We start from the raw sequence: 23,896 nt of genomic DNA, 5'->3' as shown, positions 1-23,896 counted from the left end.
TCTATAAAAAGTAAAAATCACCAATTAAAAAATCAGTAATCTTTACCTTAAAAATGTTTATTATAATTTTTCATGCTTTATTCCCTAAGACACTTAGGCTCTTTTGGCTGATACAGAGCCCATGTACAAGCTGAAGCTGAAGTTGATAAAGCCGCTAATGTACATATTAGCGTAGCAAAACTAGCAAACAACTTTATAGCCTTATTTTTCACGATGCTTCCTCCTTTCAACAATATAGCTTTAATATAATAGAAACTAATATATATTTTATGTAATATAAACAGCATCATTATTAATACTACAGTTGATATGATTAAATAATAAAATAATTTGTTTTTTATGTTTATAAGTAGCTAAAACTAATCTATCCTTTCTTCTTATGGTAACTGTGATTCTTTTAGTCGATTACATTTTTTAACTTTTTTCCCTTATTTGTAAAATGTTGAATTACTATAATAAATAAACCTGTAATAATTAATGATGGAATACCAAATACAGATTTCATAACGGGGTTTGTAAATTCAATATTTGTATTGACATTTAGTAAATTTAATATTGTCATATTTAAATATTCACTTAAGCTGAGTATTAAAAACATAAGTAGAGTACCATATATTGACTTTACTATCGGCATACCAATAATAGCCATGGTGCATATAATCAAAACAACACCAATGAACGTATGTACTCCAAAATAAATAGGAAGCATTCTTACAAAAAAAACCACTAACCCCATTATTGTACTGGAAAATATATAAATTTTTATATTAATTGACTTTCTAGCTACTATGCATATTCCCCAAATTATCAATAAAGCTTCAGGAATACATCTTAAAAAAAATTCTATATAATTGAGCTTCATCATATTTTTCATAACCTTTCTTCATAATTTTATGATTTTTCACAGGAAATAAATAATTATTTTTACAAATATATAACTTTCATCATATACTTTAACTTTTTTTCTATATATTGTATTATTCGATATTAATTGTGAATTTCCTTCTTACTTTGTTAAATTAAGTCTACTTTATTCTAATTATATTTTTATCTTTATTTCATTATAATTCCGCCGCACACAACGCCTTCTTCTTCCGCAACTTACTTTTAAAAGCTCCCTCAATAAAACAAAACCCCATGTTGTTTCTCTACAACATGGGGTTAATTATTATCTTTGTAAGCGACCATATCAAAATCTGCACTCTGTGTAAGTGATCATCTCAAAATCAGAGATTTTGGATATCTACTTAAGATTTGAGATATCTGCTTATTAATCTGGATAATATAAGTTTTTATCAGTTATATTTAATAAAACTTCGTTTAAAAATTTATTAGCTAAGTATTTTGCCATAGGCAGATTCATATCTAAGTAATTACCGCAATCTCTTGCAGAAGCACCAGGTACTTCTCCTTCAAAGTTTGCAATAAAACGAAACATTTCTGATAATAGATCAATTATATCCTTTGACTCATAATCTCCACTTAAAAGTAAATAAAAGCCTGTTCTACATCCCATAGGTCCAAAGTAAACTATTTTTGAACCATACTCACTATGATTTCTTAAAAAAGTTGCAGCTAAATGTTCTATAGCATGCATCTCTGCAGTGTTCATAACAGGCTCTGCATTTGGTCTAGTCATTCTAATATCGAAAGTTGTAACAACTGACTGTCCAACATTATCTTTTCTTGAAACGTAAACACCAGGGTATAGTTCTAAATGGTTTATAGTGAAGCTTGTAATTTTCTCCATTTGTTTTCCTCCTAAGTTAAAATAAAACAATTAAGATATTGCACAGTAATTTGCAATATCTTATATCATAACATTAAAATCTATTGAGTTCAATTTGATGAAAATATTTTTATATTTTTACATTTTTCTACTTTCTTTAACATTAGTATCTTGAGATTTCTCAAAGCTATTCTTATACTCTATAAGGTCAATTTCGCAGTTAGATCCTATTCTTATATTATTTCCTCTTACTACTTTAGCTTTAGTATTCTCTAAATAGATATCATCACCTTCAATGGTTTCAACAGTAAGACCATCATAAATGTCCATCATAGTAAAAAGAGGTTTCATAAGCTTATTGAATATTGAAGCTGTACCCTTTCTTACATTAATTTTTTCTCCACCAATTTCTTTTACTTTGCACTTAGTGTATAACTCTACTTCAACATTTCCTGAATTTAAAAGCCCGGATATATTAAATCCTCCCTTTGAGACAAAGTTTTCAGAATCACAATTACCATTAACTTTTACAACGCCTTGAATAGACATATTCTCCGCTGAAATGCTTCCATCAATATTAACAGCGCCAGAAATGTCCATATCCTTAACTACTGCATTGCCGCTAATCTTTGAATGACCATTAACTTTAATTTTTTCACATTCTAAGTTTCCATCAAGTCTACTTTCCCCATTTATATCTATATCTTTTGCTTTTACATTACCGATTATTTTGCAAAGCCCATCAATATTAATATTCATACAATCCAAATCGCCATTTATTCGTGCAGTTCCACTAACCACTACATCCTTATAAAATCCTCCAGATGAAGTTGTCATACCAGATATCTTTAAATCATGTCTATTTTCCATTTTAATTCCTCCTTTCAGTGGTCACACTGGGTAATTTTGCTTGTTTCCAATAGTAAAATTACCTGTTAAAGTCAATTTAGGACTTTAACCTCCAATAATTCATACACTCATATAATTTGAGTGTCATATAAGACTACAAATTACTAATGCCTTATACCTTCCTATTTTCTAAAACTTTGCAATTACCAAGCTGTTCGAAGTTGTTTCTATACTCTACAAGCTCGATCTCACAGCCTTCTCCTATAGTAACATTATTTCCTCGTACAACTTTAGCTTTAGTATCTTCTAAATATATATCATCGCCTTCTATAGACTCGGCATATAATTTTACATCAAATAAGTCTGATGGTGGAAAAATAGATTTAATGATTTTCTTTATTTTAGAAGTTATACCCTTTTTAATAGTAATTTTTTCTCCGCCTATCTCAGTTACCTTAGATTTTGAGTACAATACAATGTTAAGCTCACCAGCATTTAATAGGCCGCCTATAGTAAAGGCACCCCTTGAAAGAAAAACTTCCGCATTGCAATCACCCTCAACCTTCATTTCACCAAAAAGGTTAACTTCTTCTGATGATATATTGCCTCCAATGTTAGTTCCACCTTGAACTTTAATTCTTTTTACTGCAACATCTCCTTGTATATTGGAATTGCCACTTATTTTGAATTCTTCTGATTCCAGATTTCCTTTTATCTTAACTTCTCCACTGATTTTTCCAGTTTTTGATTTTAAATTCCCGTTAACATCACAGGCTCCACTTATCTTGAAATCAATGCAATCAAAATCACCATTTATATCAGCTTTTCCACTAACTGCTATCTTATCATAAAATCCTCCAGATGCAGTACCTTCTCCAGCGATTTTAAGGTTATGTCTTACTATATTCTCCATAATATATACCTCCATTAATCATTCATTTTAATTTTTAATTCTTCAATACAATTTGCTAAGTTAAATCTAGCAACAACCTTCACACCGCTTTCGAAGTAGATTTCACTAGGAATTGAAACTAAGAAGCATGTAGAAATTCCAAATTTACGAATAAAAATTAATTCACAGTTTTTGCCTTCAAATTTTTTATAGCTATCTGATAACACTTGAAGAAGGGTTTTCCCTTCATCCAGACTGATTTCACCTGTTTGAAGCAGCTTTTCCAGTATATAAGCATAGAGTATCTTTTCAAAAGAAAACTCCTCGGAATATCCCTGCTGTTCTATAAAAAAGTTAAGCGTCACCTTCGAAACAATGTTACGTTTCACTACTTCATCTTTATTCAACATAGTTTCAGTAGGATTCGGAGAAAACATATCTGCCAAATCATCTAATGATAGATCATCCTTCATATTTATTATTTTATCAATCCTTGTTAGAATCTTATCTTTTGGGAAAAATGTCTCTTGCCCCGTAAAGGTAGATTTCCTAATAAACCAATCTTCAGGGATTAAATTTTTCCTTTTCCACCTATATAGTTGACCATATGAGATACCCGTAAGCTCAAGTAGATCCTTTTTAGATATTAAATCCTGCTCCATATAATAAACACCTCTCTAATGCTTTATAGCTTTGGTTAAAATATGCTACTTATTATGCTAAAGTATTGACTTACTTTCTATGAATTAAGTGTAACATAACATTGTTACGTTGTAAATAAAATTTTTATAATTCCTCAATCTAAATTGCTGCGAATGACCTATTAACTTATCTATATATCATATTATTATTTGCATTATAAAAAAATGAAGCATAAAACTATGCTCCATCATTGTTACACAATATCCTTTTCACTAAATTCATACATACCTCTAAGAGTAAACAATAAAGCTATAACTATACCAATAGCATACATATACCATCCCGTTTCAAAAGGCTGCGTATTTGCTCCACTCAAAATAGCTCTTCCTGAATATGTCCAAGGGAAAAAAATCCAAAATCTAGTATTAGATATTAATACTGAAGGAATAGAAAATACCGCTCCTATACCTAATGCGACTCCTATATTAGAAAACCTCATGCTAAAATAATATTGTATTGCCATAACTGGAATAAGTGCAACAAAGGCTAATAACGGACCATACACTATACCCAAAGGCATTTTACTAGTTCCTGCTAAAATACTTCCTGCTGCTATAACCATAAGCATAAACCCAAGTAAATTTAGAAATACAATACCAGCTCCCACCAAAAACTTTGCTAAATAAATTTCTTTTCTTTTTACCGAAAGAGTTAAAATTCTTCTAAAATTATTTTCGCTATTTTCTATTCTAACTATTATAGCCATTACTATAGTAACGAATAAAGAAAGTATGAATAATCCATAAAACATTGCACTTTGAGTATAGACCTGCTGCCATATATTTTGTCCTTTTGAGGTAAATAACTCCTTATACCTTATAAAGTTCGTAAATCCTAATGCTACAAAAAACAGTGGCAAAAACATTATCAAAGCAAGAATGTTAGAATGTTTTAGCTTTAATAACTCTGCTTCTAATAACTTCTTCATAATAACCTCCTAAACCTCTCTATTTTTAAACTCTAAAATCCCTATAGATAACCATATAACACAAGAAACAACTCCAAAAATCGCTGCTATTTGTGAATCACTTCCACCTTCGAAAGGCATTGCTCTTAAAAAACATGAATAAGGAAAAATATTTCCAAAAGTTTTGCTTTGAGCCATCATGTAGGCACTCATTACACCTGCAAATCCTACTCCTGCTGCCATCAAAGAATTTTTAATATAACAGCTAATAAACTGTTGAATACTTATAACTCCTGAAGCAGTAGCAAATTGAAATACAAAATATTTTACTATTAATATATAACTTCCATCTACCTTAAAGATGTTTTTCATAGCTATTAATCCCAAAGTATTTATGATTATAGCTATAGTGGTAAATGTAAAAATCACTACCCATTTTGAAAAATATATCTTCCACCTATCTACTGGCCTTGATAGTATCTGCTTCCAAGTATTTTCACTGTATTCAGCATAATTTACTATAACAGACAGCAGAACGATTAGTGTGAGTAAAAAGAAAAACCATAATGTCCCTAGATGATTTGTATAAATTAATATACCTAATTTATCGCCTATCCCCATTTTTATTGCTTGTTCAAGTTTTTTACCAGAAGTTAACCAATCAAATCTTAAATGTAAGTTTATAAAAAATAGAACAACAGAAAGTATAGGAATGGCAAATGCTACTTTATATAAAGCGCTTCTTTTATACTTCATAAATTCAGATCTTAAAATTGATGCTAAGCTCATATAGCCTTTCCCCCTTCAGTAACATCCATGAATATTTGTTCAAGACTTTTTTCAACTTCTACAAATTTAAATATTTTATTGCCTTTTAGTATCAATTCTTTAAGTAATTCATCCGCACTAATTTCTGTAGGTTTTATAAATATGCTGTTATTTTTTACTGTTGTTCTATACCCATAATCATTTAAAGTTTTCACTGTTTCATCTAAGTTACGGGAAGCTATACATATTTCCCCTTTACTTCTACTGTGCAGTTCTTCAAGGGTTCCTTGAAATAAAAGCTTACCTTTATTTATGATTCCAATATCATCTACCATAAGTTCTATCTCACTTAAAATATGGCTGGATATTATTACTGTAATATTTGATATTTTAGGAAGGCTTTTTATAAGTTCTCTTATCTCATGTATTCCTGCAGGATCAAGACCGTTTGTTGGCTCGTCTAGTATCAACAGTTCTGGTTTTGAAATTAATGCCTGGGCAATACCTAGTCTCTGCTTCATTCCAAGAGAAAATTTTTTAACTTGCTTATTTTTCCACTCAGTAAGTCTTACTATTTCAAGCACTTCATCAATAGTTTTGTAGCTTATATCTAAAAGCTTTGCTGTTACCTGTAAATTTTCATATGCAGTTAGATTTCCGTAATATGAGGGTGCTTCTACAATAGATCCTATTTTCCTTAAAATCTCCATTTTATTTTCACTTAAATTCTTCTGAAAGATTTTTATTTCTCCGCTTGTTGGTTTCATAAGTCCTAAAAGCATACGGATAGTTGTAGATTTCCCAGCGCCATTAGGGCCTAGAAATCCATATATTCTTCCCTTTTTCACCTGTAAATTTAATTCATTTACTGCCTTAAAACCTTCAAAGCTTTTATTTAAATTTTTTGTTTGGATAATAAGTTGTGACATTTTTAGTCCTCCCTAATTTTTAAATTTTTGACATCTTTCAAAATTCTGTTCTATTGAATTTCAAGCATCTACACACAATAAAATACTAAGCTGCCAAGCTTAACAGATCTTTATTAGAACCTTAAGAGAACCTTAAAATTTCAATATCTTGCTAAATATATAAGATTAGATGCTATAATTAAAAATGCCAAATGCTTTTTAAATTCAATATGTTAAACTTATAGATAATCAGAAATTGTTAACAGTTTAGAATATCTATCTATTTTAATACTGAAGTTAAGCATGTTTTAATGTTATTTATATATATCCAGGAGGTCTATAATCGTGTATGATGAAATTTTAGATAGAAAAATCCTTTTAATTGATGATGAAATTGAACTTTTAAAACTTATAGAAACTGTTCTAAAAAAGGAAGGCTTTAGAAGAATAATTAAAGCTACTAATGGCCTAGAAGGCATTAGCTTATGCAAAATCGAAAAACCAGATTTAATTGTTTTAGATATAATGATGCCTCACATAGATGGTTTTGAGGTATGCAAACAAATACGGGAATTCTCCTTTGTTCCAATTGTTTTCTTATCGGCCAAATCTGAAGATGTAGATAAAATTTTAGCTCTAGGACTAGGTGCTGACGATTATGTTACCAAACCTTTCAGTCCAAAGGAAGTGGCTTTTAGAATTAAGGCTCATTTAAGAAGAAACATATACATAAAAAATGAGTTATCTTTAAAAGAAGAAAAAATAAGCTTTGGAAATGTAATTATTGATTTACATAAAGGAGAGGTTGTAAAAGATACTGAACTGCTTTCCCTTACTCCAAGAGAATACACGCTATTATCTTATATGGCTAAAAACTCAAATCAGATATTGAGTAAACAAATGTTGTGCGATGCAGTATGGGGAGACGATTTTGAAGGATATGACAACACCATAATGGTGCATATAAGAAAGCTAAGAGAAAAGATAGAAGCTGATCCTTCTAACCCTAAACATATAATAACTATTAAAGGATTAGGATACAAATTGATAAAGGAAGTATAAAATGAAGATTATAAATAAGCTGAAAACCAATCTATCAATAACAAGAAAATTTTTAGTTACACTTATAATTATAGTTATTGTAGAGTTTATATTAAATTTAGTTATCTATTTTGAGGTAATTGTGTATACTAAAGATCTGTCCTATTTTAGCCCTCAAAGATTCACTTTAAATTTTTCTGATCACATAGGTATAAATGACAATACACCTTATTTAACTACTGATGGTAAAGAACAGCTTAAAAAAAATTCTGCATGGCTTCAAATAATAGATAATGACTTTAAGGAAGTCTATTCCTTTGATAAACCAAAGGAAGTTCCTATAAAATATACTCCAATAAATTTTGCACATATTTATAAATATGATATTGCAAATTCCTCTGTATTTGTAAGTGAAAAAGTTCTTAATAATAAGAGTTTTACTTATATTATAGGTTTTCCAACTAGTACTATTGCAAAGTATACTCTTATCTTTAATCCTTCTGCAGTAAAAAGCTTTGCTTGGAATGGGCTTATTATTTTAATGTGTATAAATATCTTTGTGGCGATAATCTTATCCTATTTTTTATTTGGTATGAGAATGGGTAAGCCTCTAGAAAATATTATAAATGGCATAAACCAGCTTTCTAAAGGAATCTACGATATTAACTTTAAAGAGAAAGGCATATATAAAAATGTGCTTAGTAATCTAAATAATTTAGGAATAACTCTTAGAGAAAATAAAAATAAGCGTGATCAACTAGATAAGATGAGGGATACCTGGATTTCTTCTATATCTCATGATATAAAAACTCCTTTATCTTCTATTAAAGGATATTCAGAGCTTATGAAAGATAGTGAATACAGCTTTTCTCAAGAAGAGATTTTAGATTATTCAAATATAATATATGATAAAGCTTTATATATTGAGAGCTTGATCGGTGATTTAAACTTAACTTATAAGATAAAAAGTAAAGCCTTTCCTTTAAATAAAAAAGAAGTAAATTTAGTTATTCTACTTCAAAATATAATTATAGAAATATTAAATCACCCCTTATACTCAAATAGGAAGATAAATTTTAATGCTTCAGAAGAAAACATATCTGCCTATGTAGATGAAGCTTTATTTAAAAGATGTTTAGTTAACTTGATTTTTAACTCAATAATCCATAATGATGAAAATGTTAAAATTGATATTTATATTTATAAAAAAGAGGATATTTATATAGAAATAAAAGATAACGGAACTGGTATATCTTCTGAAGATTTAAATCACATATTCGAAAGGTATTATAGAGGAACAAATACCTCATCTTCGACAGAAGGCTCTGGCTTGGGTATGGCTATAGCAAAACAGATAATAGATATTCATGAAGCTTCTATTTCTATAGAGAGCACATTAGGAATTGGTACTGCTCTAACCTTAGTTTTAAGCAGAGAACCAAAATCTGTGATTTTGTGTGAATCGCTTACTCCTCCAACGTAAGGAAGAGGAGTTTCATATAAAATTAAATGTCTTAATTTTTTTATCCGCACTAAGAGAACTAGTACTTAACAGGAGGTTTCTATATGATTTTTAAAGGCTTTCGATTTGGAATGTTATTACAGATTGCAGTAGGACCGATTTGCTTATTTATTTTTCAAACTGCAGCTTCTTCAGGCTTTTTAACCGCAGAGACAGGGGTATTAGGTGTAACAATTATTGATGGTTTATATATACTGGCAGCAATCTTTGGTATTGGAACCATACTTAATAAACATGAAAAAGCAAAGGAAATGATAAAATACTTTGGAGCTTTTATACTTATTATTTTTGGTACAAGTAATGTAGTTGGAGTTTGGGGGATTTCTCTAATACCGAGCTTAAACTTTCTGTCAAAACAAAGTATGGAAGGTGTTTTTCTAAAAACTCTTATATTAACTCTATCTAATCCACTAACGATACTGTTTTGGGCAGGCGTTTTCTCCACAAAAATTTCTGAAGAAAACATGCAGCAAAAGAATATGTATTCCTTTGGGCTTGGTGCAGTGTTATCAACTCTATTTTTTCTAACAGCTATTTCAATTTCAGGTAGTTTTATAAATAATTTTTTAGAATCATCTGTTCTTAATTCATTGAATATAATTGTGGGACTAGTATTAATTGCTTTTGGAATAAAAACTGCAGTAAAAAAATCATAGTTACTGGCATAGTAACTATGATTTTTATGTCCCTGGATAACGAGGTTACTTCATATTATATATTTTATAATATTATTCTCAAATATCGATTCTATCTCATTTTTAAAGAACTCTTTCATTTCCTCCAGCTGCTCTTTTGTGTAAACAAACTTGCCATATCCAAACTGCCCATACTTATATTTTCTGTCTTCATCATTCATAGGTAGTGTAGTATCGGGGAATACCTCTAATATTATATTTTTAGCTCTCGTTGTATATCTATGAGATATAACCTCAAACATCAAAGGATAGTCTAAATCATTTGGCAACTGCTTATGTAACTCTAATAACAGCTCTCTATAGTCCTCTTTCCAGTTATCATACAAGAATACCGGAGCTATTATAAATCCAATAGGATATCCTACTTTTGCTACCTTTACACAGGCCTCTATCCTTTTGGCAGCTGATGCAGTTCTATTTTCATATTCCTTAATTACCTTATCTGTATTCAGTGTAAATCTTATCTCTGTACGTCCATTATGTTTAGCATCAAGTAATGTGTCTATATCACTATACTTAGTAACAAATCTAAATCTTCCTTTTTCACTTTTACCGAAGTATTCAATAGTCCTCTTTAAAGCATTAGTATATGGTTCTATTGGTACTGGATCCGATGTTGCAGAACCCTCGAATATTGTTTCTTCGGGCAATCTTTCATCTATATATTTTTGTGCTTGTTCTAGAATATCATCTAAATTAGCATTAATTTTTATATAAGGCCTATCACCTAAATTAGTATTTAAGTAACAATACTGGCATTGTCCTATGCAACCCGACACTATTGGTAATTGATAATGAGCTGAAGGCTTACAGGACTGAAACTTAAACCCCTTCTTCACTCCAACCACCAATGTCTTTTTACCTTCTCTATAAAAATTAAATAGCCCTTCACCAGGAATATTTTCTTTAACTTTATTAGAAGTTAGCTTTATTGTTTCCACATCAGAGTTATCCTTGAATTTATTGTATATATTTTTACCTATTTCATAATCTAAAGAACCTTTTTCAAATATTACTCTCTTAGGAATAAACATATCTATACTTCAGAGCTTTTAAGCTCTGCTCCTCTCATTACAATAATATTATCTATACTTTAATTTCTACGAATCTAGATAATATTATGTACATAAAAATAAGGTTTCCAACTTTATTCTCTCTTCATATCTTTCACATTTAGGCCCTTCACTTGATAAAAGTTTAAAATAATATTTGTCATTTCCTTTGGAGTCTTTTCTGTACCATCTTCAACCCACTTTTTAAGCGCAAACCATAATCCGCCTGCTGAAAAATGATTAAAATAACTATTATCTGATACAAAAGTTAAATCTTTAAAATTTTCATCTGTTGCCATGGAACTTAAGTATTTTAAATGTAAATCCAGTAATATTTGATATACATTGTTGTCTACAAGTTTTTTAAGAAATTCTCTATTTTTATACCAATATTCAAAGTATGTAATGAGAAGGTCATATAACGTTATATCACTTTTAGCTGAAATTGCACTTATAAAATCATTATAAAATCCATCTACATAGTACTCTAATATGGCTTCTTTTTTAGCAAAGTTTCTATAAACTGTTTGCCTGGTTAAATCTGCATTTTCAGCAATTTCTTTTAAAGTTATTTCACTATAAGGTTTTTTATCCATTAATTCAATTAGTGATTTTACAATCAAACTTTTAGACCTTAAAGTTATAGGATTAACTTTTTCTTTAATTTGATTCATGTGTAACTTTTCTCCTTATTTGTATAACTTATTGTATTTAATTGACTTCACACTTTATAGTATTATATTATAAGTATACAAGTGTTACAAGTGTATAACTTGTAACATTTATAACATTTTTTTGAGGTGGATTATATGCATAAAATAGCTGTAGTTGTTGATAGCACTGCTGTAATTGATAAAGAAATAATTGAAAATAATAGCAACTTATACTCAATACCATTACATCTAATGATTGATGGTAAAGATTTCAGGGATGGTTTAGATATAACTCCAAGTGAATTCTGTGAAAAGATGGACGAATCTTTAGATCTGCCAACTACTTCACAGCCAGCTGCTGGAGATGTTTTTAAACTTCTAGAAGAATTAGTAGAAAAATACGATCACATAATATATATTACCATTAGTTCTAAGCTAAGCGGTACATTTCAAACAGGAATGTTAGCTAGAGCTCAAATTTCGGAAGATAAAATAACTGTTTTTGATTCCTTATTTACATCTACTATTCAAAAACAAATGGCGATTGAAACCTTGGAATTGATAAAAAATGGAGCTGGCATTGAAGATATCATTAAAAATCTTGAATATATTAGAGCAAATTCAAGAATATTATTGGTAGTAGATGATTTAGGCCATTTACATCGTACTGGAAGAATATCATTGTCCGCGGCCTCCTTTGGTAAAATGTTTAACATAAAACCAATCTTATCTTTTGAAGAAGGTAAAATATTAGTAAATCAGAAAGTAAGAACAATGAGAAAAGTATACGATAATTTAGTTGAGCAAATTGAAAATGCAAAGCTTTCTGGAGATTCAAAAATTATTCTAGCACATGCAAATGGATATGATTATGCATCGGATTTAAAGGAAAGGCTGCTGAATATCTACCCTGAACTTGAAATTACGATTGAAGAACTATCTCCTGTAATAAGCGTGCATACAGGAACTAGAAGCATTGGTCTCTCCTGGATAAATAAAAGATCTTCTTATATATAGCAGAACTTAAATTATTGTTTTCCTTAAATTGAAGTAGCTTCATGGTTGTCAAACTCCATGAAGCTACTTTTAATTAGCAAAACTTTAATTGTGAATTAATATATAAAATCATTCAATTTTAAGATTTTTAAAGTAGTACTGTTTATCTATATCGGTAATTTCTCGTATTACCCTACATGGGTTGCCTGCTGCTATAGAATTAGATGGAATATCCTTTGTTACCACGCTTCCAGAACCAATTACTACATTGTCGCCAATAGTGATATCTGGATTTATAATAACGCCGCCTCCTATCCAAACATTATCACCTATAGTAATTGGAAATGCATACTCAAGCCCTTCGTTACGTGGCGCAAAATGAACTGGATGGCCTGCTGTAAAAAGACTGACATTTGGAGCAAACATAACATTATCCCCAATAGTAACCTTGGCACAATCTAAAATAATGCAATTGTAATTAGAATAAAAGTTTTTCCCAATAGAAATATTATATCCATAATCACATCTGAATGGTGGTTCTATAAAGAAATTATCATCAGCCTTGCCAAATAATTTTTTTATGATTTCATTTCTCTTATCAATTTCATTTGGACGTAAGTTATTATATTCAAATAACAGTTCTTTTGCATATTGGCGTTCATCAAATAATTCTTTTCCAAAGGATTTATATGGTTTCCCATTTAACATTTTTTCTTTTTCTGTCATAACTCATTACCTCCATATGTAATAATCTATTGAAATACTCTGTAAGAAAATATAATATTGTGGAAAAGTCATTGAAATTTATATATTTTCATGTATTTAGATTTTCTGAAATAGCTCCTGTACTTTAATATATGGATTATGATATCGTTCTTTGTTTAAAGAATCCTTCTTATACTGAATAGCTTCTTTCGGACACCAATGAAGACAAGCTAAGCACTGCTCACATTGATGCTGCCAAGTAGGCTTTTTATCAATTATCTTTATATTATTAGCAGCACATATTTTAGAACAAATTCCACATCCATCGCATTTTTCATCTGTCCAAAAGTCTTTATCTTCACCAGCAGGCTGAAAAGCTTTGTACATTTTTTCTTCAGAAGCTCTCATAGATATATTTTGAAGTTTAACTACAGTTTTATTATTGATTTCTTTAGCAATATTTATAGTTTTTTCTTTTTGAGCTTCAATTCTACTAATATAATCTTCCTTTGGATGTGGGTAATACATCGACCACATAGTTCCAGGCATAGGCATTCCAAATGCTCCAGATAACACAGCTCCTTTATCTTGAAGTAAACCATGTAACTGTTCAAAGGATAAAGCTGCATAGCTTCCATAACTTGCAACTGCAAAAAAGTACGCATTAGTATTAATAGTAAGGTTTTCTACAAAGCTTTTTACCATGTGAGGCAACCCTCTAAGATAAACTGGAAAAACAAAACCTATCCTTTCTGACTGTATATCAGCCTTTATATTCATATTATTCTTGCATATCTGTATAGTATTAGCATTTTCTAACTCATCTTTTAAATCCTTAGCTATTTTAAGGGAATTTCCTGTACCAGTGAAATAGTAAATAGTTGTACTCATTACCATCAACTCCTTATCACTAATAAGATATTACATTTTTTATATAATTAACTTCTTCTAAATTTTACACTTTTTAGTGACAACCTTTCAAGCTATAAACAGAATTTTTAGCTTCAGGTGGAGTTTGTCTACAACCACCGAGCAATTTTGCTAATTAAATACCATTCAGGCATTTATCCTCCATCTGAAGCTTAGAAGTCGTTATCCAGGGGCATAGCCGCTCTTTACTCTGGGAGTATTAGAGCGGGTAAGTCATCGGATAAACAGAAAAAATAAGCATCAGCGCTATTGCTAATACTTATTTTTAAAAAGGTCCTAATTCTTTGCTAAAATGAAGTTATTGATTGCATGAGCTATTCCGGATTCATTATTAGATTTAGTTATATATTTTGCCTGGAGTTTGATATCTTCTACAGCATTTTCTACCGCTATAGGCATCCCAACAGATTTTAACATTTCTGCGTCATTGTAGTTATCTCCAAAAGCAATTACATCATTTAAATCTACATCCATCTTTTCTGCTAAAATTTTCAGTGCATTACCCTTGGATATGTTCGGTGCCATTATGTCTAAAAGTCCCTTTGCTGAGCTTACAGCAGTAATCTTCTCATTCTTGGAAAAGTACTCTTCCAGCTCTATAATTCTTTCATGGTCACCACAAACAAGTAAAATCTTAAGTACATCTATGTTATCAATGGTTTCATTTACATTGTGTAAATATTCTAAAGGCACATTTATACTTTCTGGAAGATTTTTATTGAGTTTTCCATACTTAAGCATAAGAGGATTTCCTTTATTTCCATACACCCTATCAATAGTATATATTAAAAAGTCTATATTATTTTCACTGCAAAAATCTAAGACTTCTTTTACTACTGACTTTTCAATTAGCTTTAAATAAAGTATTTCTCCCGTTTTTATGTTTCTAATTAATCCTCCATTACTGGATATAACAGGACCTGTCAATCCTAACTGCTTTATATAGGATTTAACCATAAGATCTGTTCTTCCAGAGGCAATAATAACTTCTATTCCTTTTTCCTGTAGTCTTTTTAATGCTGCTTCATTTTCCTCTGATATGGCACTTTGAGAATTTAGTAATGTCCCATCCATGTCGCATACACACCATTTATATCTAGTCATTTGTACCGTCCCTTCTTTATATTTAGCTTTTGTATAGTATTATACTAAAAAGTAGATACTTGTACAAATTGTAGTATTTACATAGAATTATATTATTATAATTCACTTCATTTCGATCATTTACAAAGCAAATAAAAAGACTGTAAGCAGATTAATTAATTAAAAAATCTGCTTACAGTTTTTCTATTTAGGGATGCAACTCTGGCAGGGCACCCCTACTTGGCATTTTCCGCAACCATATCTTGGTTTGTGTTTTTCTTCTGTTTTGTCTAAGAAATTAGAACATAGAATGTGGTTCTTCCCTTTATCTATGGATATGGCATTTGCAGGGCAATTTCTTATACATGCACCACACATAGAACAATATTCATAAGTGCTTTCATATTCTCTTTTATCTGGAGGTAAATATAATTCAGTTATAATGCTGCCAAAGCTGCCTGCAATACCTTTTTTAGTTATAAGTCCTTTAGAAAGGCCAAATGTTCCAAGTCCGCAAACAAAAGCTACATGTCTTTCAGACCAATTACTTGTAAATGATACATCAGGATGAGGCGTAGCGTTATTATATCCTGCTTTATACCAGAACCTTTCATCCAAAGACGGTATAATACTTTTATATCCATTATCTATCAATTTAGAGTTCAAATACTCACATAGCTTATTTGACAAAACTTCACCTTCAATACGTCCATGTAACCATTCTTCAGATGGCCATGACATATCTTTTCTATTGCCGCGCTTTACTGCTTCTGTATATGGCAAAAAGAATGATATAACTGTTTTGGACTGCGGTAACCACTCTTGTGGAAGCCAAAAATGATTACCTACTGCAGATGGTTCTTTCAATAATTTGAAATACTCATCATTTGCATCACCAAAGGCAAAAATGGGAGCATCAAAAATCTTCATTCCTACAACATTTTCTGAAAGCGCAATTTGCTTTGTTATAATGTTTTCTTCTGAGTTTTCTACAAAATGTGTCGCTATTTTTATTATGTCCTGCTTGTCCATATAACCCCTCCATATAATCATAATCCTATACACTACAATATCTCTTAAGGTTAATTATATTTGTTTATAAATATCACCTAATATAATTAATTCCTCCTATGCTTATTATAATATCATGCACTTTGTTATTAGTAAAATTGATAGTTTTAATCGCATAATTCGAAAAAATCGATTGATCTAACTTAAAAATTCCACTGCCACAAAAAACTGAATCGATTAAAATTCAGTTTTTGTATCATTCTTATAAATTCTCTTAAGGCGGAAGAAATCCATTTATCCTTATGACGAATAACTTGTGTCATGATATCAAGAGCTGTACCACGCCAGCAAAGCTCTGTTAACTGGTTACTTTCCACTTCATCAATAGCTGCAAATCGAGGTAGAAGTGTTATACCGAAGCCTGAAATAACAAGCTCTTTAATCGTTTGAACATTGCTTGTATCAATAGTTAATTTTGGAGTTACATTTGCATCTTTTAAAAATTTTTCGAAGAGATTTCGACAAATACAGTCCTGTCCTGTAAGTATCAATGAATATTTGGATACGTCTTCAGGATAAAGGCTCTCTTCTCCTGCTAAAGTATGGTCAGGAGCAGCTAGTAACATTACTGGTTCTTGTTGCTGAAATTCTATAATAAATTCAGGAGAAGAAATTTTTGATCAAGTAAAATCGCTACATCAATTTGGTTTTCCCTAAGTAATGACTGAAGTTCACATGAAGTACCAATTTTCAAGACAATTTCTACATCAGGATAACATTTATTATACTCTTTTAAAAATTTAGGTAGTTTGACAGCGCAGATAGATTCCACCACACCTATAGTAAGAGTGCCTTTAGGAATTTCCGAAAAAGCTACTACGCCTTTAGCCTTTTCCCAAAGATCAAGTAATTGTTTGGCATATAAAAGGAATTCTTTTCCTTCTGAAGTAAGGGATATATTTTTACCAAACCTTTCAAATAGCCGAGTGCCTAATTCCTTTTCTAATAACTGAATCTGAGAAGTAATGGATGACTGTGCATATCCCAACTGATTTGCTGCTTGAGTAAAACTATTCAGTCTTGCAATGGTTATAAATGTTTTTAATTGTCTCATATCCATATTGTCCATCTCCTATTGTAGAAATTATTGATTATATGAATTAACGGGTTCATGATATCATAACCATAGATAAAAAGCCATACTCTAAAGGAATTACCATTTTCAATATTAACTAACTCTTTATCCAATTGTTCTTCTCGATACCACTTTGTATAAAATTCTTCACTCCTTTTAGGCTCCCATTCTTCTAAAAACAACTTATTTCTTAAGTAATAATCTAAAACTAATTCCACATAAGTTTTATCTAATATTTTCAATACAAGGCGTTTTGTTTCATAAACTTGTTGCATAAAAATTCCTCCAAAAATATATTATAAAATAATATAAAAACGTTCTTATATTGAAAATATTATAGCATTATTTTTCAGCAACTCTAAATGTCATAAATGATGATAAATGTTGTCTTGGTATAAACTTATAAACTGTTGATAAATATGTACACCTACACTTAAATATACTTATATTTTCTTGCAAGTTAAAGGTTTCTAAGATAAAATATAATTATTATGATAAGAATAATTTTTGAAAATATTTTAACTTTTAGTTATATATTAATTGTAAATAAATTTTCCAAACAAATATCGCTTCTTTTTTTAAATCAGTTATTTTTATATAAGCATGGATTATATCACATTAAGTCATAAAGTTTTTGATTTTCAACATTGACTTAAAATATAGTCAAATAAATTTATCTCTAAAGTAAATAACCTGTGCGTGTCTTTAAATATCTGCTACTCTTTCCCTTCTCCATCTTTTAATAATTAATGCTATAAGCAATATAACAACAACAGCATAACATAAAGGGACAATCCCCTCCTTAAATCTAATATCTACTAAATCTGTTACAGCAGTTCTTAAAAACACTTTAAAGATTAAAAGAGCAATAGGAAGCTGTACACCTACCAAAGCTATATAATTATGTGCAGTACTAGAAACAAGTATAGACATCATTGTAAATGCCAATACCAGTATATATACAGCTGCTACTGTAATTGCTATGTACTGAATAAAAGTAATGTCGTACCATGAATGTCTAAAATTTAAAAGAGAGTTTATATTAGAGTGAAAAAACATACCTACCTTATTCTGAGAATACAGCGCAAAGAAGCATATAAATTGAATTGTTGTTATTATAAAAGAGGATATAATTGCAGCTATAGCCTTACTTTTAAATATTTTTCTTCCCTTTTTAGATGTATACTGCAAAAAATTTATATTATTTTTGTTATCCCTTAAATATACTGGAGAAATCATAAATATTGTGCTAATAAGTATAGCTAAAGAAACATGAAAGATAAGAAAATTATAATTTTCGATAATAACCTCATGAAATACGGATGTATCACTTTTATTATTCAAAATTTCTTTAATCCTTGTCTCCTGCTGTTTTGTAAGATTCCTATAGTTCATAAACATAAATTTATCTTTGTTTTCATATCGTTTAATTATATCTTCTCTTTGTGGTATTTCCCAAAATAAATCTACCATCTCTTTAAACATTATCCTACTGTACAGTTTGTCAAGTTTACTTTCACTTTCTTTATCTTTATACAAATTTTCTTCTTTTTTTTCAATGAATTCCTTATAATTTTTTATACCCAGTTCCCTAAACTCTTTATCTCCTTGAATATACTTATCTGCCTCTTTCAGTTTTTCATTATATATACTTTTAAAGTTTTCGAACTCTTCCTCATCCATATTTGTTCCATAGTCCTTTTGCATTTGAACCGCTATTCTATAGTTATCTCCTGCTGGTCTGCCATTAGGAAAATGCTTAATGTCAAATTCAATAAGCAAAAAATACATAATTATATTAATTATTATAAGTAAAATCACCATTTTAGTATTAAATATTTTCTTGATTTCATTAATGACTATACCCATTTAAATCCTCCTTAAGATATATCGATTTTTTTAAAGCTTTTTATGGACAAAATATTTGAAATAATCATAATGGTTGTCCACATTAACACTATAATTAATTCATAGTATTTAAAAGTAGCAAAGGCCCCAGATTCCATAAACCAGAAAGAAGAATTCATACTTAACATAAAAGGCGTAAATCCTCCTATAAAAACCGCACTGCTATTTGTAGGTAAAAAACTAGAAAGTACTAAAGCTCCAGAAAATACTGTGGCAAAAATAAAAAATACAATATAACTATTTTTCATATATCTGCTAATTACAAAAGTAATACCTGTAAAAAGAAAAGTTAAGATATAGATAATAACTATTCCACAAATAAGGTATTGAATGAAGGTCATATTCCACTTACTCATATACGGATGATTATATTCAGCATTAAAATAGCTGCTTATAGGTATATTCCATAATCCTGAATAATTAAATGTAGTAAAGTATGCCATAATTCCTGTACTTATAATTAATGTAGCAGTTATTAAATTTGCAAATATAGAAGATAAAAGTTTATCTTTAATTAAGTTCCTCCCTCTTTTAGTAGAGTATGCTAAAAGCTGAGTACTATTATCAAATTCATAATTTACCGAATACCCTGTAACAAGTACAGATAATATAATTATTTCAAATATAAAACTCCTAAATAAGTCCTTAAACAGCAAAGAATGCATTCTATATGTATTTCCCATGAAAAATAGATTTTTATGTTCTTCATTTTTTATTAATTCATTAAATCTCTTATTAAAGCTTTTATACTCACTTCTTACAATTTCGGCAGCCTTTCCGCTAAAATTATACTTCTTTATTTCGCCTTCAGCTATTTGTATGATGTCAATTTTATTATAAATAGAATCAATATTTCTGGCCGTAAAATAATAACCTTCTTCAATAGATAAATTCTTAAAAAACTCCATATCATCTTTACTGTATACATTACTTTCATGATTTTTATATTGAAAAAATTCAGAAGCACTTTCATAGGTTCTTGAAGTCTTCTTATAGGTAATCTCATTCATCTCTTTCAATCTTTCATCATAATAATTCTTAAAATTTTCCAAAGTTTCCTTATCTATTTTGTATCCAAATTTACTTACAATATTATTTAAAACCTTAAGCTCGGCTCTACAAAATGAATTTTCAAATATTATAAAGAAGTTAAAAAATATGAATATAATTAAAAGACTTAATATTACAGGAGAGGTTATAATCTTTTTAAACTCATTTAACTTAACATTCATACGTTTCCCCTCTTATATCTGCTCATCTTTATAAACATATAAAAATACATCTTCTAAATTTGGATAAACAGCTTCCCATTGACCCTCTACCTTTCCATCACATATAAATCTTACTCTAATTTTCTCATTTTCCTGCCTTTCAGATAATGAAAAATACTGCTCTCTAAACCCTTCTATATCTTTAAAGTTCACCTCTATTTCATAGATTTTGCCTTGAAGCATTTTACATATACCTTCAATATTATCTTTATAAGCAATTGCTCCATCCTTTATCATAATTATTTCATTAGCTATTGATTCTAAATCAGATACTATATGTGTGGAAAGAATAACTATTCTATTCATTGATAATTCACTGATTAAATTTCTAAAACGTACTCTTTCTTTAGGATCTAGTCCTGCAGTTGGCTCATCTAAAATAAGAACTTTAGGATCATTTAGTATTGCCTGAGCTATACCTACCCTTTGAATCATTCCACCAGAAAATTTCTTCATTTTCTTATCTTTTACCTCTTCAAGTCCTACTGATTTTAAAACCTCTTCAACTTTGTTTTTTGCTGTTTTTTTCTCTATGCCTTTTAGCACAGCTAAATAGAGGAGATATTTTGTAGGACTATAGTTTTTGTAATATCCAAAGTTTTGAGGTAAATATCCCAATATATCACGGTAATCTTCATCCATTTTAACTATATCCTTGCCATCATATAAAATTTCTCCTTCTGCTGGATAAAGTAATGTAGTTAGCATTTTTATAAGAGTAGTTTTGCCTGCTCCATTTGGTGCAAGTAAGCCATATACTCCCTTTGATAATTCTAGATTAATATCTTTAAGCACTAAAAAATCACCATAACTTTTACTGACATTGTTAACTGATAACATTTTAAATAGCCCCTTTCATACTTGAAAAATTAATAAGTTTTTTTAGATTTTTTAAGTAAGTATATATGCAGAATGCTGTTACAATTAAATATACAAAAATAGGCATTGATGTAAGAAACTCAATGTAAATATTCCTATTTAATATACTTAAAGCAAGATTAATAAATATCCACCCTATTATTACAATGTACTTTACAAATTTCCAACCTGTAATAAACATGGTATATAAAAAAGTGGTAGAGAATAAAAATAGAGAAGTAACAGAAATTACAAAAGCTCTCCAAAAGTTTATTTCATCATACCTAGCTGTGATTATACATATAAGTACTACATTAGATAAAATGCATATAATACTAAATACAAACATTCTAAAGGCTGCCAACTCGTATAAATTGTGCTTGCAAGTCATCATTATTTCATAGGTTCCTCTATCCTTTGCAATTACAAAAGCTAGCAAGGACATAACTAAATATAGGATTGGCGACACTATCATTATAAAAACATATAATCTTTCAGATTTTATATTTATCACGGAAGTTATATTTGCAGCAACTAGAATTAATAAAGTTAAAATCAAAGTTACAGTAAATATGATTTCTCCTACATCATGAAATAGATATTTAACTCCTATCTTTCTGTACATGTTTTTCATATACAAATAGAAAGGCTCTTCTTTTTTAATACCTTTTTCTAATATGGAATTTATCTCATTTTGTATAGTAATTTCATCTGGCATATCTATATACAACTTGTCCTTTTTCATCTTATTACTCCTTGCACAAACTTCTTATTTTATTTATTGTAGAATAATATTTGGTTTTTACTGTAGATTCTGATATCTGAAGGATAGTAGATATTTCTTTAAAAGTATATTCACCAAATAACTTTAATCTAACTATCTGCTGACATATGGAATCAAAGGTATTTACTATTGCTATTATTCCTTCTGCATCTTGCTTGTACTCTATTGCAGTTATAATGTCCTTGTCATCATAGATTTTTGTATCTTCAATAGGTACAGAAATCTTAGTGTATTTATAGTATCTGGATCGATAGTAATCTACAATTCTATAAGTTGTTATCTTATATAACCATGTTCTAAAGGAGGCTTTCTTGTCATCAAAGTTATCTATGGACTTTAACATGCTTATGAATATATCTTGAGTTAAATCCATAGACAGCTCTTTATCAATAGTTTGCTTGTATACATATGTATATATTTCTTTATAGTATCTAGAAATAAGGTCATTTGCAGCTGATCTATTTCCTTTTCTTATCTGTTTTATAAGTTTCTTGTCCATATTTTTCTCACATTCTTATGTAGTTTTTTCCATCTATTTATATATTCGTAATAAGTTTAAAAATAGTTTTAAAATTTTATTTTATAGTTCTGCACAAATTACACTTGGAATTATATTAACATATTGGCAAATGTTGAAAAAAACCCTCTAAAAATATATAATTAATCTGTATACTATTAAATTCATATAATGGTACAACTCTACAAAAATTACACTTACTGAGGGGGAGTAAAATTGACAAAACGAATTAAAGTCCAGATTTTTGAAGATGGAACTGTACAAGCTGAAGTTCAAGGAGTAAAAGGTAAAAAATGCACTGATTACATTAAAATATTAGAAGATATTTTACAAGCTGAGACGGTGGATTCTGATTATACAAAAGAATATTATGAAACAGAAAAAGTAATGTTAGATGAGGTTGAACATCAAGAATTAAAGGCTGGTGAATAAATTGGCGGTTACAGATAGAGGTAAGAGGTGGGAAATTATTAATTCTATTATTGTATTACCTACTTTCTTTTTAGGCTTCTTCAACTGGTTTACTTTTTTATATTGCGGTTGGTTAGTAAAGTGTAAAAAGTGGATGTATTATGGTATGCTTTATGCATTGCCCTTAATTTTAACTATAATAATGGGAAAATTTACAGACTTAACCTTCTATGGAGTAATAATCTCGGGAATAATAAGTATAGTCCATGTCTTTAAGATAAGAGAAGAATACCTTATTAGATATGATAGAATGCTAAAGAGTGGTGGTAGATTTATAAAAAGTAAGTATTTAGATGACGTTGATATAGACGGGTTTATTAATGAAACTAGAATAAATTCTCAAAGTACCTATGCTGAAAAGGAGTCTTTTTATGCAGATAATAGAAATATAACATTGACACAAGAATCTAAAAATATAATTTCAAATGAAGATATCTCAGAAAATAAAGAAAGTAGTATTAAAGATAATGAAACAAAAGATAGAGGAAGAATAGTAGATTTCTAATATT

The 23,896-nt window shown here is 29.4% G+C and carries 29 protein-coding genes; 6 read left to right on the top strand and 23 right to left on the bottom strand.

The genetic code is table 11. The features are described 5' to 3' along the window. Positions 1 to 77: 77 nt before the first annotated feature. The 9 genes from RCG18_RS18330 to RCG18_RS18290 form a co-directional block, all read right to left on the bottom strand. Positions 78 to 212 carry a cyclic lactone autoinducer peptide gene (locus tag RCG18_RS18330; protein WP_308037468.1) on the bottom strand — a complete coding sequence of 45 codons (135 nt, stop codon included), beginning with the start codon at positions 210 to 212 and terminating at the stop codon, positions 78 to 80. A gap of 185 nt (positions 213 to 397) precedes the next feature. Further along, complete coding sequence (locus RCG18_RS18325) at positions 398 to 874, bottom strand: hypothetical protein (RefSeq protein WP_308037467.1); 477 nt, start codon at positions 872 to 874, stop codon at positions 398 to 400. Positions 875 to 1,270: 396 nt separating this feature from the next. Next, positions 1,271 to 1,750 carry an S-ribosylhomocysteine lyase gene (locus RCG18_RS18320; RefSeq protein ID WP_308037466.1) on the bottom strand — a complete coding sequence of 160 codons (480 nt, stop codon included), beginning with the start codon at positions 1,748 to 1,750 and terminating at the stop codon, positions 1,271 to 1,273. A 117-nt stretch (positions 1,751 to 1,867) separates the two neighbouring features. Next, the gene (locus RCG18_RS18315; protein WP_308037465.1) at positions 1,868 to 2,599 is read right to left on the bottom strand and encodes a polymer-forming cytoskeletal protein; all 732 of its coding nucleotides are present in this window, start codon (positions 2,597 to 2,599) and stop codon (positions 1,868 to 1,870) included. A gap of 151 nt (positions 2,600 to 2,750) precedes the next feature. Then, a complete protein-coding gene (locus tag RCG18_RS18310) occupies positions 2,751 to 3,491 on the bottom strand; it encodes a polymer-forming cytoskeletal protein (protein ID WP_308037464.1) in 741 nt (246 codons plus the stop codon). 14 nt (positions 3,492 to 3,505) lie between these two features. Then, positions 3,506 to 4,132, bottom strand: coding sequence for a YhbD family protein (locus RCG18_RS18305; RefSeq protein ID WP_308037463.1), 627 nt, complete (start codon positions 4,130 to 4,132; stop codon positions 3,506 to 3,508). A gap of 233 nt (positions 4,133 to 4,365) precedes the next feature. Then, entirely contained in the window at positions 4,366 to 5,100 is a 735-nt protein-coding gene (locus tag RCG18_RS18300; RefSeq protein WP_308037462.1) for an ABC transporter permease, read from the bottom strand. A 9-nt stretch (positions 5,101 to 5,109) separates the two neighbouring features. Continuing rightward, entirely contained in the window at positions 5,110 to 5,868 is a 759-nt protein-coding gene (locus tag RCG18_RS18295; RefSeq protein WP_308037461.1) for an ABC transporter permease, read from the bottom strand. After that, a complete protein-coding gene (locus tag RCG18_RS18290) occupies positions 5,865 to 6,776 on the bottom strand; it encodes an ATP-binding cassette domain-containing protein (RefSeq protein WP_308037460.1) in 912 nt (303 codons plus the stop codon). Before RCG18_RS18290 ends, RCG18_RS18295 begins: the two co-directional genes overlap by 4 nt. A 324-nt stretch (positions 6,777 to 7,100) precedes the next feature. On the opposite strand from RCG18_RS18290, the gene RCG18_RS18285 reads away from it, so the two are divergent. The 3 genes from RCG18_RS18285 (at position 7,101) to RCG18_RS18275 (ending at position 9,974) form a co-directional block, all read left to right on the top strand. Beyond that, the gene (locus RCG18_RS18285) at positions 7,101 to 7,817 is read left to right on the top strand and encodes a response regulator transcription factor (RefSeq protein ID WP_308037459.1); all 717 of its coding nucleotides are present in this window, start codon (positions 7,101 to 7,103) and stop codon (positions 7,815 to 7,817) included. A 1-nt stretch (position 7,818) separates the two neighbouring features. Next, positions 7,819 to 9,279, top strand: coding sequence for a HAMP domain-containing sensor histidine kinase (locus RCG18_RS18280; RefSeq protein WP_308037458.1), 1,461 nt, complete (start codon positions 7,819 to 7,821; stop codon positions 9,277 to 9,279). Positions 9,280 to 9,362: 83 nt separating this feature from the next. Continuing rightward, positions 9,363 to 9,974, top strand: a complete 612-nt coding sequence (locus tag RCG18_RS18275) for a LysE family transporter (protein ID WP_308037457.1) — start codon at positions 9,363 to 9,365, stop codon at positions 9,972 to 9,974. Positions 9,975 to 10,024: 50 nt separating this feature from the next. Here RCG18_RS18275 and splB read toward each other — a convergent pair whose 3' ends face one another. Further along, entirely contained in the window at positions 10,025 to 11,047 is a 1,023-nt protein-coding gene (gene splB / locus RCG18_RS18270; RefSeq protein ID WP_308037456.1) for a spore photoproduct lyase, read from the bottom strand. Positions 11,048 to 11,160: 113 nt separating this feature from the next. Next, positions 11,161 to 11,739, bottom strand: coding sequence for a TetR/AcrR family transcriptional regulator (locus tag RCG18_RS18265; RefSeq protein ID WP_308037455.1), 579 nt, complete (start codon positions 11,737 to 11,739; stop codon positions 11,161 to 11,163). Positions 11,740 to 11,874: 135 nt separating this feature from the next. Between RCG18_RS18265 and RCG18_RS18260 the strand changes: the two genes are divergently transcribed. Continuing rightward, on the top strand, positions 11,875 to 12,735 hold the full coding sequence (locus RCG18_RS18260; protein ID WP_308037454.1) for a DegV family protein: 861 nt from the start codon (positions 11,875 to 11,877) through the stop codon (positions 12,733 to 12,735). A 108-nt stretch (positions 12,736 to 12,843) separates the two neighbouring features. Here the strand turns inward: RCG18_RS18260 and RCG18_RS18255 are convergent, their stop codons facing one another. From RCG18_RS18255 to RCG18_RS18200, 12 genes are all read right to left on the bottom strand, one after another. Further along, a complete protein-coding gene (locus RCG18_RS18255; protein WP_308037453.1) occupies positions 12,844 to 13,440 on the bottom strand; it encodes a sugar O-acetyltransferase in 597 nt (198 codons plus the stop codon). A gap of 96 nt (positions 13,441 to 13,536) precedes the next feature. Continuing rightward, positions 13,537 to 14,310 (bottom strand): EFR1 family ferrodoxin, encoded by a 774-nt coding sequence (locus RCG18_RS18250; RefSeq protein WP_308037452.1) that lies wholly within the window; start codon positions 14,308 to 14,310, stop codon positions 13,537 to 13,539. Between the two features lie 315 nt (positions 14,311 to 14,625). Further along, positions 14,626 to 15,453: a Cof-type HAD-IIB family hydrolase gene (locus RCG18_RS18245; RefSeq protein WP_308037451.1), complete on the bottom strand. Its 828-nt coding sequence runs from the start codon at positions 15,451 to 15,453 to the stop codon at positions 14,626 to 14,628. A 183-nt stretch (positions 15,454 to 15,636) separates the two neighbouring features. After that, entirely contained in the window at positions 15,637 to 16,464 is an 828-nt protein-coding gene (locus RCG18_RS18240; protein ID WP_308037450.1) for a 4Fe-4S binding protein, read from the bottom strand. 182 nt (positions 16,465 to 16,646) lie between these two features. After that, complete coding sequence (locus tag RCG18_RS18235; RefSeq protein WP_308037449.1) at positions 16,647 to 17,069, bottom strand: substrate-binding domain-containing protein; 423 nt, start codon at positions 17,067 to 17,069, stop codon at positions 16,647 to 16,649. 23 nt (positions 17,070 to 17,092) lie between these two features. Then, on the bottom strand, positions 17,093 to 17,563 hold the full coding sequence (locus tag RCG18_RS18230; protein ID WP_308037448.1) for a LysR family transcriptional regulator: 471 nt from the start codon (positions 17,561 to 17,563) through the stop codon (positions 17,093 to 17,095). Further along, positions 17,554 to 17,853 carry a hypothetical protein gene (locus RCG18_RS18225; RefSeq protein ID WP_308037447.1) on the bottom strand — a complete coding sequence of 100 codons (300 nt, stop codon included), beginning with the start codon at positions 17,851 to 17,853 and terminating at the stop codon, positions 17,554 to 17,556. The genes RCG18_RS18230 and RCG18_RS18225 overlap by 10 nt, the downstream gene beginning before the upstream one ends. A gap of 430 nt (positions 17,854 to 18,283) precedes the next feature. Next, complete coding sequence (locus tag RCG18_RS18220) at positions 18,284 to 19,447, bottom strand: hypothetical protein (RefSeq protein ID WP_308037446.1); 1,164 nt, start codon at positions 19,445 to 19,447, stop codon at positions 18,284 to 18,286. 11 nt (positions 19,448 to 19,458) lie between these two features. Then, a complete protein-coding gene (locus RCG18_RS18215) occupies positions 19,459 to 20,718 on the bottom strand; it encodes a hypothetical protein (RefSeq protein WP_308037445.1) in 1,260 nt (419 codons plus the stop codon). Between the two features lie 12 nt (positions 20,719 to 20,730). Next, positions 20,731 to 21,597, bottom strand: a complete 867-nt coding sequence (locus tag RCG18_RS18210) for an ABC transporter ATP-binding protein (RefSeq protein WP_308037444.1) — start codon at positions 21,595 to 21,597, stop codon at positions 20,731 to 20,733. A 1-nt stretch (position 21,598) separates the two neighbouring features. Further along, positions 21,599 to 22,360 carry a hypothetical protein gene (locus RCG18_RS18205; protein ID WP_308037443.1) on the bottom strand — a complete coding sequence of 254 codons (762 nt, stop codon included), beginning with the start codon at positions 22,358 to 22,360 and terminating at the stop codon, positions 21,599 to 21,601. A 4-nt stretch (positions 22,361 to 22,364) separates the two neighbouring features. Then, entirely contained in the window at positions 22,365 to 22,898 is a 534-nt protein-coding gene (locus tag RCG18_RS18200) for an RNA polymerase sigma factor (protein ID WP_308037442.1), read from the bottom strand. 234 nt (positions 22,899 to 23,132) lie between these two features. Here RCG18_RS18200 and RCG18_RS18195 point away from each other — a divergent pair, with 234 nt between their 5' ends. Beyond that, on the top strand, positions 23,133 to 23,348 hold the full coding sequence (locus tag RCG18_RS18195) for a DUF2997 domain-containing protein (protein ID WP_308037441.1): 216 nt from the start codon (positions 23,133 to 23,135) through the stop codon (positions 23,346 to 23,348). Position 23,349: 1 nt separating this feature from the next. Then, the gene (locus RCG18_RS18190) at positions 23,350 to 23,892 is read left to right on the top strand and encodes a hypothetical protein (RefSeq protein ID WP_308037440.1); all 543 of its coding nucleotides are present in this window, start codon (positions 23,350 to 23,352) and stop codon (positions 23,890 to 23,892) included. Positions 23,893 to 23,896 lie beyond the last annotated feature (4 nt).

The sequence above is a fragment of the Clostridium sp. OS1-26 genome (assembly GCF_030915445.1).
In the GTDB taxonomy this organism is placed as follows: Bacteria; Bacillota; Clostridia; order Clostridiales; family Clostridiaceae; genus Clostridium_AM.
The sequence above is the reverse complement of the archived record's forward strand: the minus strand, read 5'-3'. Positions and strand labels throughout refer to the sequence as shown.

Bases quoted from the DNA above. Each gene is read 5' to 3' on its own strand.
- RCG18_RS18325 (WP_308037467.1), bottom strand. From the start codon at position 874: ATGAAAAATATGATGAAGCTCAATTATATAGAATTTTTTTTAAGATGT.
- RCG18_RS18265 (WP_308037455.1), bottom strand. From the start codon at position 11,739: ATGAATCAAATTAAAGAAAAAGTTAATCCTATAACTTTAAGGTCTAAA.
- RCG18_RS18250 (WP_308037452.1), bottom strand. From the start codon at position 14,310: ATGAGTACAACTATTTACTATTTCACTGGTACAGGAAATTCCCTTAAA.
- RCG18_RS18200 (WP_308037442.1), bottom strand. From the start codon at position 22,898: ATGGACAAGAAACTTATAAAACAGATAAGAAAAGGAAATAGATCAGCT.
- RCG18_RS18215 (WP_308037445.1), bottom strand. From the start codon at position 20,718: ATGAATGTTAAGTTAAATGAGTTTAAAAAGATTATAACCTCTCCTGTA.
- RCG18_RS18295 (WP_308037461.1), bottom strand. From the start codon at position 5,868: ATGAGCTTAGCATCAATTTTAAGATCTGAATTTATGAAGTATAAAAGA.
- RCG18_RS18205 (WP_308037443.1), bottom strand. From the start codon at position 22,360: ATGAAAAAGGACAAGTTGTATATAGATATGCCAGATGAAATTACTATA.
- RCG18_RS18310 (WP_308037464.1), bottom strand. From the start codon at position 3,491: ATGGAGAATATAGTAAGACATAACCTTAAAATCGCTGGAGAAGGTACT.
- RCG18_RS18210 (WP_308037444.1), bottom strand. From the start codon at position 21,597: ATGTTATCAGTTAACAATGTCAGTAAAAGTTATGGTGATTTTTTAGTG.
- RCG18_RS18235 (WP_308037449.1), bottom strand. From the start codon at position 17,069: ATGTTACTAGCTGCTCCTGACCATACTTTAGCAGGAGAAGAGAGCCTT.
- RCG18_RS18275 (WP_308037457.1), top strand. From the start codon at position 9,363: ATGATTTTTAAAGGCTTTCGATTTGGAATGTTATTACAGATTGCAGTA.
- RCG18_RS18230 (WP_308037448.1), bottom strand. From the start codon at position 17,563: ATGGATATGAGACAATTAAAAACATTTATAACCATTGCAAGACTGAAT.
- RCG18_RS18280 (WP_308037458.1), top strand. From the start codon at position 7,819: ATGAAGATTATAAATAAGCTGAAAACCAATCTATCAATAACAAGAAAA.
- RCG18_RS18225 (WP_308037447.1), bottom strand. From the start codon at position 17,853: ATGCAACAAGTTTATGAAACAAAACGCCTTGTATTGAAAATATTAGAT.
- RCG18_RS18255 (WP_308037453.1), bottom strand. From the start codon at position 13,440: ATGACAGAAAAAGAAAAAATGTTAAATGGGAAACCATATAAATCCTTT.
- splB (WP_308037456.1), bottom strand. From the start codon at position 11,047: ATGTTTATTCCTAAGAGAGTAATATTTGAAAAAGGTTCTTTAGATTAT.
- RCG18_RS18290 (WP_308037460.1), bottom strand. From the start codon at position 6,776: ATGTCACAACTTATTATCCAAACAAAAAATTTAAATAAAAGCTTTGAA.
- RCG18_RS18300 (WP_308037462.1), bottom strand. From the start codon at position 5,100: ATGAAGAAGTTATTAGAAGCAGAGTTATTAAAGCTAAAACATTCTAAC.
- RCG18_RS18320 (WP_308037466.1), bottom strand. From the start codon at position 1,750: ATGGAGAAAATTACAAGCTTCACTATAAACCATTTAGAACTATACCCT.
- RCG18_RS18305 (WP_308037463.1), bottom strand. From the start codon at position 4,132: ATGGAGCAGGATTTAATATCTAAAAAGGATCTACTTGAGCTTACGGGT.
- RCG18_RS18260 (WP_308037454.1), top strand. From the start codon at position 11,875: ATGCATAAAATAGCTGTAGTTGTTGATAGCACTGCTGTAATTGATAAA.
- RCG18_RS18315 (WP_308037465.1), bottom strand. From the start codon at position 2,599: ATGGAAAATAGACATGATTTAAAGATATCTGGTATGACAACTTCATCT.
- RCG18_RS18245 (WP_308037451.1), bottom strand. From the start codon at position 15,453: ATGACTAGATATAAATGGTGTGTATGCGACATGGATGGGACATTACTA.
- RCG18_RS18240 (WP_308037450.1), bottom strand. From the start codon at position 16,464: ATGGACAAGCAGGACATAATAAAAATAGCGACACATTTTGTAGAAAAC.
- RCG18_RS18220 (WP_308037446.1), bottom strand. From the start codon at position 19,447: ATGGGTATAGTCATTAATGAAATCAAGAAAATATTTAATACTAAAATG.